The 11,327-nt window shown below is 53.6% G+C and carries 7 protein-coding genes; 3 read left to right on the forward strand and 4 right to left on the reverse strand.

Annotation, left to right across the window (positions count from 1 at the left end; translation table 11 throughout):
- Positions 1–220: 220 nt before the first annotated feature.
- A complete protein-coding gene (locus MKY86_RS00085) occupies positions 221–2,149 on the forward strand; it encodes an S-layer homology domain-containing protein (RefSeq protein WP_083684754.1) in 1,929 nt (642 codons plus the stop codon).
- Between the two features lie 23 nt (positions 2,150–2,172).
- Positions 2,173–4,716, forward strand: coding sequence for a hypothetical protein (locus MKY86_RS00090; RefSeq protein WP_143803634.1), 2,544 nt, complete (start codon positions 2,173–2,175; stop codon positions 4,714–4,716).
- Positions 4,717–4,808: 92 nt separating this feature from the next.
- Here MKY86_RS00090 and MKY86_RS00095 read toward each other — a convergent pair whose 3' ends face one another.
- Positions 4,809–5,525 (reverse strand): GntR family transcriptional regulator, encoded by a 717-nt coding sequence (locus MKY86_RS00095; protein WP_036723582.1) that lies wholly within the window; start codon positions 5,523–5,525, stop codon positions 4,809–4,811.
- Between the two features lie 273 nt (positions 5,526–5,798).
- On the opposite strand from MKY86_RS00095, the gene MKY86_RS00100 reads away from it, so the two are divergent.
- Entirely contained in the window at positions 5,799–7,127 is a 1,329-nt protein-coding gene (locus MKY86_RS00100) for a 6-phospho-beta-glucosidase (protein WP_076077513.1), read from the forward strand.
- 88 nt (positions 7,128–7,215) lie between these two features.
- Here MKY86_RS00100 and MKY86_RS00105 read toward each other — a convergent pair whose 3' ends face one another.
- The 3 genes from MKY86_RS00105 to MKY86_RS00115 all read right to left on the reverse strand — a co-directional run bounded on the left by MKY86_RS00105 (position 7,216) and on the right by MKY86_RS00115 (position 11,275).
- Positions 7,216–9,561, reverse strand: coding sequence for a UvrD-helicase domain-containing protein (locus tag MKY86_RS00105; RefSeq protein ID WP_076077516.1), 2,346 nt, complete (start codon positions 9,559–9,561; stop codon positions 7,216–7,218).
- Positions 9,562–9,654: 93 nt separating this feature from the next.
- A complete protein-coding gene (locus tag MKY86_RS00110; protein WP_076077518.1) occupies positions 9,655–10,125 on the reverse strand; it encodes an Imm30 family immunity protein in 471 nt (156 codons plus the stop codon).
- A gap of 274 nt (positions 10,126–10,399) precedes the next feature.
- Complete coding sequence (locus tag MKY86_RS00115) at positions 10,400–11,275, reverse strand: Cof-type HAD-IIB family hydrolase (protein ID WP_076077521.1); 876 nt, start codon at positions 11,273–11,275, stop codon at positions 10,400–10,402.
- Between the last annotated feature and the right edge of the window lie 52 nt (positions 11,276–11,327).

Consider the following 11,327-nt stretch of genomic DNA (forward strand, 5'->3'; position numbering starts at 1 on the left):
ATTGACAATTTGTTATGATTAAAAATAGAATGTGGGTAAATGTTACTACAATAACATTGATAATATGACATGGAGGTGACATTAAGAAACCTGCCAATTTGAAAAGATTACCTGAAAAGGATGTCACCCCTGGAGATTATGCAGCACATGCTTCCGAAACAGTTGTGTACGAAGTTATCAGCTGAAGTACCGCTTAACAAAACCTTGAGGAGGAGTGCATATGAAGTTCAAATGGAAGCAGACGCTTGGAGTATTCGCCGTAGTGTCATCCGTGGCGTTTACGGGCATGCCCGCAGCATCTGCAGAAGTAGCGGAGAAGATTCCTGCATGGGCCGCAGAGGAAATAGCCTCGTGGAAAGAGATGGGGCTGCTCAAAGGCAATCAGGAAGGTCTCGTTCTGCCGAATGACGGAATCAGAAAAACAGAATTCGTCGCCCTGATTAACCGGATCTTTCATTTCAGTGAGGAGAGCGGCCAGAGCTTTACCGACGTCCCTAAGACGGCATGGTACGCCTCTGACATCAGCAAAGCGGTTGCTGCCGGTGCCCTTATTGGTAACGGCGAAGGCAGGATCAATCCGCTGGAGATCCTGACCCGTGAGCAGGCGGCGCTGATTCTCAGCAGAGTATTTAATGTTGCAGCCTCCGGGAATTCCTTCGTCCCGTTTACCGATGATGCTCAACTTGCCGGCTGGTCCAAGGAAGCGGTCTATGCTATGAAGGAAGCTGGTTATGTGGCTGGAACACCGCAAGGCGCGTTCCAGCCCAAGAAGGCACTGACGCGGGCCGAGGCCGTGAAGATGATGAATAACACCATGGGCCTCTTGGTTGCCGACGGCGGAGATCATTCGGGAACCTCCGGAAGCAACCTGATTGTTAACACAGCTGGAGGCACGCTATCGGATCTGAACTTCTCAGGGAATGTATATATTACTCCCGGCGTTGGCGAAGGTAATCTGAGTTTCATCAATGCTAAGATTGGAGGCACCGTCTACATAAACGGCGGCGGTGTGAACAGTATTACGCTGACAGACAGTCAGGTAGGCAGCATTGTTATCAGCAAACCCGCTTCTCCTGTAAGAGTTATTCTGAAGGGGAAGACAACTGCCGGGAAGATGGATGTAACCTCGGCTGCAAGGATCGTTAATGAATCCGGCCAGGCGATAAGTACCGTTAACCTGCTTACGCGGGCTTCCGATGCTGTCTCTGTATCAGGGGATGTTAATGAATTGAATGTAGCTGCACCGGCAAGCTTCACGCTGGAGGGCGGCCAGATTGGAAGCTTCAACGTCTCGTCCAAAGCAGGCGGCTCAGCGATTAAGCTGAATAAAGGCGGGGTTGTCAAGAAAATGACCTTGAACAGCGCAGCAACTATAACCGGTGAAGGAATAATCGCAGAAGCGGTGGTCAATGGAGAAGGCGTGTCTTTCTCTGTCAAGCCGGACAAACTGACGATGAATGCTGCGAAGGTGCGCATAGGCGGACAAGACTTTGATGCTTCAGGTCATCTGATCACTTCGGCGGCCGGCCATTCGGGAGGAACCGGTTCAAGCGGCGGCACGGGAAGCCAGGCCCCTACTCTAACTCCGGCTCCAACCTCAAGCCCGGGTACAGGGGGTCCAACGCCAACCCCGACACCAGTGCCGACACCGACACCAACAACGAAACCGACGCCGACACCAACTCCAACGCCGACGCCAACCCCAACACCTGAGCCCAAAGCTCCGGAGCTGTATACCTATGCCGAAGCCTTAAGCTCCTTCAGCTCCACAGGAGCAGAAGGATTGGCCAAGCAATACCTGACCTTCCTCCAGGACCCTTCATACACGCCTTCGATAGCGAACAAGGATGTGACCATGCCGAACCTTGTGAATGCAATAACCTTTGTAAATTATGAATTTAATATCAAACCTTCCATATTCGCTTCGATGCGGGGGATTAACACCTCTGTATTGGACAAAACCCGGACTTATTTGTGGATCGGAACAGACAGCGGAGTCACCAAAATCAATCTCGTCACGAATGAAATGATAAGTTATTCCGCACAAGGCAAGCAATTGTACGATGATAAGGTGCTTCTGCTTTTACCGGATGAAAGTACGGGGGTACTGGTTATTACACAAACCGGCGTATCGCATATCTACCAATAAGGAAAGGGGAGCTTACCATGTACATGATGAAAAGAAATGGCGTGAAGATCACGGGTGCACTGCTTGCCTTAACGCTGTTCGTACTGCCGGCAGCGCCCGTGCTTGCGGAGAAGCTGCCGGGTGCGGGCTACTCTCCTGTTCAGCTGGAGGCTGTGCAGACCAAGGAAATGACCTATTACAAAGCCGGATCTGCCTCCATACCGGTTACCCTTGAATGGGTCACCGATGCTGCAGCACTCAAATTCCTGCCGATGTCGGTAACCGGGGATGTAACCAGCGTTGTTCTGGACGGGGGAGTCTACTGGATTGGAACGGAGACCGGCCTGCAGCGGGTTGATTTCGGCGCAAGCGATACCAAGGATATTGTTCAGTATATGGCCGGACCAAGGTATCTGTATGGCGGAGACGATCATGTGACGGGACTTGCCAGTGACGGGCAGAACGGCATTTGGGTCCGGACAGCGAGCGGTGTCACGCATATCGCGATGCCGGAGAAGACGCTGCATGACAAATCGTTTATCTATGAGGATCTGGTGAAGTCGATTCTGGACCGGCGCGGCATGGTTCATGGCGCAGGCTTTACATTTACGGAGACGGACAGCAAGCTGGATGCGGTCAATTACAACTCTAAGACCGGAGTATTCACCTCCACACCTACAACCAGTGATAATGACGGTCTATGGACAGCGATGTATGCAATGGGGGAGATTTTCCGCTATAAAGCACTGCAGGAGCAGTACGGAGCCAGCCCGGCTTCCGGGGAGCAGGCAGAAATTGCTGATGCAAGAGCGGCGGCGCTTAGAGCGACCAAGGCCGTTCTGCTGCTCGATTATGTCTCCGGACGCGGAAACGGATTTCCGGCACGCTCCTATATGCTGACCAGCGAAGCGAGTGCGGCTACAGTGGGCAATTCAGTGTACGGCTACCAATCTCAGAACGGCTTCTGGTTCCAGAACTTTGTCGGGCCGGACATGATTAACCCGAATGGAATCATTCCAAGCATGCAGCGTAACGACGGGGTGGAGCCTATCGGCTATTCCATGGTGAGGGTAACCAAAGACGCTGAGAACAAAAAAGGCTCCACGCTGTTCCCGAGCGGAGGTACCGATGTGCTCAATTACAATGGGCTTGGGCTTAGTCAAGCTGCCATTGACGAGCTGAACCTGACGCGTCCTGAAGGCCAGAAGCTGGGGATTGATATCAAGACACGGGTTGGAACTACCGTAACCGGCTCAGTATATCAGGTGCTGCCTGTCATTACGGCTGCCACTAACAACAATGACGCGAAGGAAGATAAGACAACGGGCATCAATAATAAGCCGCTGTTTCAACTGACAGCTCCCGTCTATGAGCAGATTCCGGAATTCTTCAATGATTTGTTCCCGGATAGCGCAATTGTGGACGGCCATATCGACATGAACCAGATTGTGTATAAGGCAGATACTTCTGCAGATGAAGTGGATGGCCATTATGCCATGTTCTATACAGCTTATAAATATCTGGTCGGTGACAGCACCGATCCTGAACTTCTTGAGCTGAAATCCCTCATTGAAGAAACGACGCACCGCATGACAGAGCTGATTTTGAAGGACGACCATTATTATATTGAGGATGCCACCGGCAAATCAACACAGTGGTCCAGATGGTTCGCCAAATACTTCAACGACAGCCTTGGCGTTATGGAGCAGCAGGTACAGTGGCAGTCCAAGATCGGCGTTGACGAAAAAGGGGATGATGCGCTGTCCTACGGTTACGAAGACGGCCCGCTCAACGCACTGCAAGTCATGGCTGCGCTGAAATCAGCAAGCTATATTGTCGCAGCGAGCTATCCGGCTGATTCGGCCAAGTATGAGCTGGCGTATGAGCAGGCTTTTGCAGGCAGCTACAGCAAGGAAGAGCCGTATATCAACGGTAAGGGCTATATGGCCATGGCACAGGACTATATTGAGCGCAGACTGGTGCGTCAGGCTACCAATGCTTACAGCGAGAACGACAACCAGCCGGTAACTATGGATAATGCAGGCGATGGCACGAACACCAATGCGACGCTTCATAATGACTGGACCCAATACATCAATTACTCGGATGAAGAGCTGGGCTGGTTCCCGGTATTCATACTTGTTACGCTTGAGCAGGATGCAGGCAGACATGCGCAGATTGTAGCAGCCTATGATCAATGGTACTCCAATGAGGTGCGGGAGGAGAATCCGTTCTACACCTTCCTCTACCAGCTTGCGCATCCGGACAAAACCGATGTCGATCTGCAGTCGGCGGTCCGCTTCCTGTACCGTTTCCCTGAATTCCAGATTGAATTCCCGGTACAGTGGGACCGTCAGGATGTGCTGTATATTGAACCGGGTGACCGCGATGATTATAAACAGACGAACTACGCACTGGCTCCGGATGAGCGGCGCATTATTAAGCATAACTCGAATCCGTTTGAAAATGACAGCCAGACTACCGGGGCCAATCCGGGGTATAACTACCATTCAGGCGGCATTGAGGCTGGTTCGGTATTCACACTGCCCTACTGGCTGGGGCGCTATTTTGAGATCATCAAGGAGTAACAGGGCTTACTGAACTGAAGGTAACGGAGCCGGAGCGCCCCATCCAGGGGTGCTCCGTATGCTCTCTGCGCTGACGATCGTCCGGCCTTCCTTCATCCAAACTGTCTCTCGATAGTATAGCTGGGGAAATCGCCCCGGAATACGCCGAAGCTGTATTCCAGCGGGGAACCGTCGGCCAAATACGTAAAAGTTCTCACTTGCAGGCAAGGGGAGCCTTCTTTGACACCAAGCAGCCTGCTGGCTGTTTTGTCCGCGAGTACAGGCTTCAGCTGCTCCACAGAGCGGTGGGCCTTCAGGTTATACTCTGACTCAAGGAAGGAGAAGAGCGATCCATCCTTATATTCATTAATGAGCCCCGGAGCAAGATCCCAGGCAATATAAGTGGTCTCATATAGAAGTGGTTCATTATCGGCATAGCGGAGCCGCAATAGCTGGTTTACCGGTGCTTTCAACGGAATATTGAGGAATTCATTGAGCGGGATTTCCGCAGGTGTCACTTTGGCTTCAATAATTGTACTGGTCGGCTCTTTGCCGCTCATCAGCACATCTTCAGTGAAGCTTCGTTTCTGGTTAAGCTGGAGCTCCTTCCGTTTGACAAAGGTGCCCTTGCCCTGATGCCGCTCCAGAATATCCTGAACCTCAAGCTCGCTGAGCGCGAGGCGGATAGTGGTCCGGCTGGCGGAGAACATCTCGCATAACGCGGCTTCGGTGGGAAGCTTCTCTCCGACAGCATAGAAGCCGGATTGGATCTGTTTGAGCAGTTGTTCTTTAATATTGAAATATAATGTATTATTTGTTCTCTTTGTCATTACAAGTTTCCTCCGATGCCAATTTGTTATATTATATCACGGAAAAAGAGCAGGAGAAACCATATGGAAATGACGGGGTTTTGAATCCATAATGTGTGCACCCTTTGCCGGGTATAGAGATTCACAAATCATTTGAGTGATTAGAAAATCCAATGAGGAGAAAAAAGGTTAAAAAAGGACATGTATTTGTAGGAACAATAAATAGAATTGTTATTATAAATATCTAACCGGGGCAATAATAAAGCATTTCAAGAGAGACGGAGGAAATCACAAATGAAGAAGAAACACTTGAAAATCGCAGTCATCGGAGGAGGTTCCTCCTATACGCCGGAGCTTGTTGAAGGGCTGATCCGGTATCATGATGAATTTCCGGTTGCTGAGCTGTATCTGGCAGATATCGAGGCAGGGGCGGACAAGCTGAGAATCATAGGGGAGCTGGCGCAGCGTATGATTGATGCAAGCGGCAAGCCTATCAGGCTGCATACGACACTGGACCGGCGCGAAGCGATTCGCGGTGCGGATTTTGTCGCTACGCAGATCCGTGTCGGCATGCTGGATGCACGCTCCAGAGATGAGAAGATCCCGCTGGCCCACCATTTAATCGGCCAGGAGACGACGGGCGCGGGCGGGTTCGCCAAGGCGCTTCGCACCATTCCGGTCATTCTGGATATTTGCCGGGATATCGAGGAGCTGGCTCCGGGTGCGTTCATGATTAACTTCACCAACCCGGCCGGTATCATTACGGAAGCCGTCTCGAAGCATTCCCGGGTCAAGTCTGTGGGGCTATGCAATCTTCCTATAAGCACGAAGATGCAGATCGCTGAGCTGTACGGGGTTCAGCAATCGGAAATGTTCATTGAGATTGTCGGGATCAATCACCTCAACTGGACGACCCGGGTGCTGATTGAAGGGGAGGACATGACGGAGGACTTTCTCAATAAGCTGTCGGGAGCCAAGGGGCCTTCGATGGCCAACATCCCCGATCTGGAGTGGGATTCGGAGTTCATTCAGTCCGTAGGTGCACTTCCCTGCCCGTATCACCGTTACTACTATATGAAGGAAGAGATGTACCGGGAGATCTCTGAGCATTACCAGAAGAGCGGCAAGACACGTGCCGATGATGTGAAGGAAGTGGAAGCCGAGCTGTTCGAGATCTATAAGCAGCCTGAAGTGAACAGTAAGCCGGCTCAATTGGAGAAACGCGGCGGTGCCTACTATTCGGAAGCGGCGGTTCAATTGATGAAGTCTATCTATAATGATACCGGCGATATTCAGACCGTCAATGTGCGTAATCAGGGGGTTATTCCGGATCTTCCGGGTGATGTCTCCATTGAGATCAACTGTGTCATCAAATCCGATGGGCCTCATGCGCTTGCACCAAGCCAGCCCCTTCCCCCGCAGATCCGAGGTCTGCTGCAGGTAGTGAAGGCTTACGAGGAGTTGACCATAGATGCTGCAGTAAGAGGAGATTATGCCTCTGCACTGCAGGCCCTGACGATCCATCCGCTGGTGGGCGACGAGCGGATCGCCAAGGAAGTACTGGCCGACATTCTGGAGCAGAATGCCGAGTACCTGCCCCAATTCCAGGTGCGGGCAAGATAAACCCGGGAATAACGGCATCAGCCCCTTTCTGCAGCGCCGATTAGCTGCTGAAAGGGGCTGATGTTATGCATGGCAGCCGTGCGTCCTGTTATACCGGGACGTCCCGGGTGCTTGGTTCCATCGGGGAGCTGCAGAGCGGACACGGCTTCGAGGTCAGGTGATCCTCTGCGCCGCCCGCCTTCTTCCGGGTCCAGCCCGGACAGGCTTTGCCGGTGCACTGCCAGACCGGAACAGTATGTGTTCTCACTGCGGCTGAACCGTGTGTGCCGCTGCGTGTTACATGCGTTCTGCCCGGGCTGCTGGCTCCGGCGGCTGGAGCCGGTGCCTGTGGGCGGGCCGCCGAACGGAAGGCCGCGAGCATGAAGCGCGAGACCTCCGCTTTCTTGCCCCGATGCCTTGCAGGCGAGCTGATGAACAGCTCCTCCCTGGCCCGGGTAACGGCCACGTAGGCGAGCCGGCGCTCTTCCTCCAATGCGGCAATGCCCGCTTCGGCTGCGGCTTTTGCAGCAGCCGCGCTGATCACCTTGACCGAGGCCTTCGCTGGCTTGCGGTCCTTAGCACGGTCCTCCTCCAGAGCGGAGCTATGCGGCAGAATTCCCTCTGATGCTCCGATCAGGAAGACTACGGGGAACTCCAGTCCCTTGGATTTGTGGATGGTCATCAGCGCCACCCGGTTGCCTTGCTCCTTCAGCCCCGGCTGCCGGTTCTGCTCGTTACGCTCCGTTACGTTGTCGATGAATTCAAGGAACAGCGGAATTGTAGCGAAGCGCTCCGCCGAGGACTCCAGCTCATCCAGCATTTCCTTCAGCGTCTCCCGGTGCAGCGTAGCCTGATGGCGCTCGCTGCCTTCGATGAAATAATCATAGAATACAGTGCGGATCTGGCGGATCGCCTGCACGGGCGTCAGCTCGCGCAGGCCGCGGATCAGGTCCAGCCGTTCGCGCAGCTTGACGCCCTTGAAATCCTCCATGCCCGGCATGGAGAGCAGATGAATCAACGGGCCCTGCTTCGCCTGTACCGCCTCCATGCGCCTGATATGCTCCATTCCCTTGTCCCGGTTCATGTAGAGTGTCGGCAGAATATTCTCCATGGCAGCGAAGTCGCGGCGGTTCACCGACAGGCGAAGGTGATCCAGCACTGGAGAGATTAGCCAATGCTCATAGAGCAGCTGGCCTTCCCCGTAATCAATATAAGGAATATCGCGCAGCAGCAGCAGCTCCAGCACCGCCCGGTTGCTGCTTGTGGCGCGGTACAACAGGGCGAAATCACGGTATTCCCGGGCCCCGCTCTGCGTTTCACGCTCAATATGCTCCACGATTTGTCCAGCCTCGTCATCTGCTGTCTGCGGACGCAGGTAACGGGGTGGCAGGCCGCTGCTGCGGGCTGCCTGCAACGTCTTGGCGCGGCGCCGCGAATTATGGCGGATAATGCCGTTGCCCAGTCCGATGATCGCCGGACCGGACCGGTAGTTGATATCCAGCGTGATCACCTTGGCCTGCGGATACAGCTTCTCGAACTCCAGGATGAACTCGCTGCGGGCACCGTTGAAGGAGTAGATCGTCTGGTCATCGTCGCCGACCACCATCAGGTTATCCTGCGGAGCAGCAACCATCTTCACCAGCTCATATTGCAGCGCATTCGTATCCTGGAACTCATCAACCATCACATATTGATACTGCTGCTGCAGCTCCCGCAGCAGCGCCGGCTGTTCCCGGAGCATCTGGTAGGCGAGCAGCAGGACATCGTCGAAATCGATTTTGAAATGATCGGTCTTCCACTGCTCGTATAGAGCCAGGATGGCCTTCATCTCCTTCTCTGCCTCGGTAGTCTCCGGCAGCTGCCCGGGCAAGCCCATATTCATCTTGCAGGCGGAGAGCAGGCTGAGCAGATTCTCCGGCGGATAGGCATCCTTCGGCAGTCCCAGCTCGCGCATAATCTGCTTCAGCAGAATATGCTGGCGGCGGGTCTCGCTGAAAATATCCTGCCGCAGTCCCTGCCGCCGCAAGAAATAAAGAAAGAACGAGTGGAATGTACGCGCCTGCAGGCGCGCGGCATCCCCCTCGTTCACCCCCGGCAGCAGGGCAATCCGCTCGCGCATCTCTGCTGCTGCCTTGCTGGAGAAGGTCAGCAGCAGCAGGCGTCCGGGGGCGATGCCGCGCACAGACAGCAAATACCCGGCTCTGCAGATCAGCACCGAGGTTTTGCCGGAGCCGGCTCCAGCCAGTGTCAGCAGCGGCCCGAGATGATGGCGTACCGCCGAGACCTGCGGCGGATTGAGCAGAATGCCGCCTGCCTCCAGCCGCCTGAAATAAGCGGCATCGCTGTCCCCCGGCTGTACCGTCTCCCGGCTTGTCCGGGCTGAGGCTACCTTCGCCTGGGGGATATTCTCACCGCTGGCTCCCAGCGGGATATTATGAAATAAGAGCTTGTTCATTATGTTCACCTTCGTTTGTTTCTGAATGCGTAATCAGTCATGCGGTTTTGGCCAGTATACACTATACCATTCCGCACTCTATTCTGCACGAGGCTATCTCCCGGATGCATTCAGCTTGGCCAGAAAAGAATTCACCTTGCGCTCGTACAGCCGGGGCTGGTCCTCCTTGATCTCCTCCAGCAGGAAGGCCAGGCACTGCCGGATTCTTGGCGGCATACGGACGGCGATCTCGGCGTAATCCCTGCGGTAGCGGTCGTCCTGGAGAATTCTTTGATTCAGCACAATCGCCCAGTTGCGGGCGTGCTCCAGCATCTCCGGCAGCGATTCCAGCAGCTGGGTCAGATACATCTCCATCTGGACACTCTCTACAAAATGAACAAGGCTGAACATCACCTCTTCCTGCTCCGTATCATCGTCGAATACTTTGAAGATCTGGTGAATGACGGCATCCTCTGTATCACCGGCCAGACCCTCCAGTGCCTGATCGAACTGCTCGCATTCCAGCTCGGTGCGCAGCAGCCGGTTCTCATATAACCGGGCAATCCCGGGGTATAGGTGGTTCATAGAGTAATTCCTCCCAGCAGAAAATAACGCCATTTATCATAAAGTCCACTTTTTGACAGATAATACTAATATATTGAACAAAGGACTAGCTGATTATAACAGATAGACAAATAGAAGTGAGGTATGGAGGGATATCATGTTTATTCCGGTGCTTATGGAATTAACCAATGCCGAACGGTTGACGCTCATTCTATATTTAGCAGTCAACCTGGGCGCCATCTCATTATTATGCTTTCGGCGCTCGGGGACCGACCGCCGTTAGCGGAAGCAGCCTTCATTTGAAGGCTGTTTTGCTGTTCAGAAGATGCCGCAGTCCCGCCGCTACACCATTCTCCGTATGGCTCAACGTAATGAAGTCGGCGGTCTGCTTCAGCACAGGGGCGGCATTCTCCATGGCAATCTTGTACCCCGCCATCTCGAACATAGGCAGATCATTGTAGCTGTCGCCCATCACCGCCACTTGCTCCGCAGGAATCCCGTAATGGGCTGCGAGCATGCTTACACCGGTGCCCTTATTCGCTTCCTTATGGTTGATCTCGATATTGTTGACATGCGATGCGGTAATAATCAGCCCGGGAATGGCAGCGAACCGCACAGAGGCTTCCTTCAGCAGCTCACGGTTCAGCGAGAAGACCAGGGTCTTATAGATCAGATTCTCTTCCTTGCTCCAGACGTCCTCCATCTTCTCCACGTAGGTTACCGCTGCCTGCTGGAACTGCTGGTCTACCATTGCCTGGAGCAGCCAGGCCAATTCCTCGGGTACCTCAGTATCCTTAAGAGTAGCCAGCTTCTCCAGTTGTACCCGCTTGTCCAGCTCTACATATACGTTATCCTCAGTGTACACCTCGTAATACAATTCAGGAATTTCATTCATCCAGCGCAGTGCGGGGATAATATCCTCTTTATTCAGCGGAGTGCTTGCCGCCACCGTCCGGTCAGCCAGCGTGATCACAGCACCGTTAAGACTCACCACAGGGCACTCCAGATCAGCCAGCCGCAGCTGCCGTTCAGCATCCATGTAGGCCCGGCCCGTAGCGATAATCACGATATGCCCCAGGCGCTGTGCTTGAAGAATAGCTTCTTTGTTCTCGTTGCTGATTTCACCCTCCGCATTGAGCAGTGTTCCGTCCATATCCAGTGCAATAAGCATGTGATTGATCTCCTGTTCTATCTATTTATTGTAATTTCCCCTTCAAGGGTGC

It is taken from the genome of Paenibacillus sp. FSL R7-0333, assembly GCF_038000365.1.
GTDB lineage: Bacteria > Bacillota > Bacilli > Paenibacillales > Paenibacillaceae > Paenibacillus_AQ > Paenibacillus_AQ silagei.

What these genes read in the sequence shown, in the direction of transcription:
- MKY86_RS00115 (WP_076077521.1), bottom strand. Translation starts at nt 11,275, where the DNA reads ATGCTTATTGCACTGGATATGGACGGAACACTGCTCAATGCGGAGGGT.
- MKY86_RS00085 (WP_083684754.1), top strand. Translation starts at nt 221, where the DNA reads ATGAAGTTCAAATGGAAGCAGACGCTTGGAGTATTCGCCGTAGTGTCA.
- MKY86_RS00105 (WP_076077516.1), bottom strand. Translation starts at nt 9,561, where the DNA reads ATGAACAAGCTCTTATTTCATAATATCCCGCTGGGAGCCAGCGGTGAG.
- MKY86_RS00090 (WP_143803634.1), top strand. Translation starts at nt 2,173, where the DNA reads ATGATGAAAAGAAATGGCGTGAAGATCACGGGTGCACTGCTTGCCTTA.
- MKY86_RS00110 (WP_076077518.1), bottom strand. Translation starts at nt 10,125, where the DNA reads ATGAACCACCTATACCCCGGGATTGCCCGGTTATATGAGAACCGGCTG.
- MKY86_RS00095 (WP_036723582.1), bottom strand. Translation starts at nt 5,525, where the DNA reads ATGACAAAGAGAACAAATAATACATTATATTTCAATATTAAAGAACAA.
- MKY86_RS00100 (WP_076077513.1), top strand. Translation starts at nt 5,799, where the DNA reads ATGAAGAAGAAACACTTGAAAATCGCAGTCATCGGAGGAGGTTCCTCC.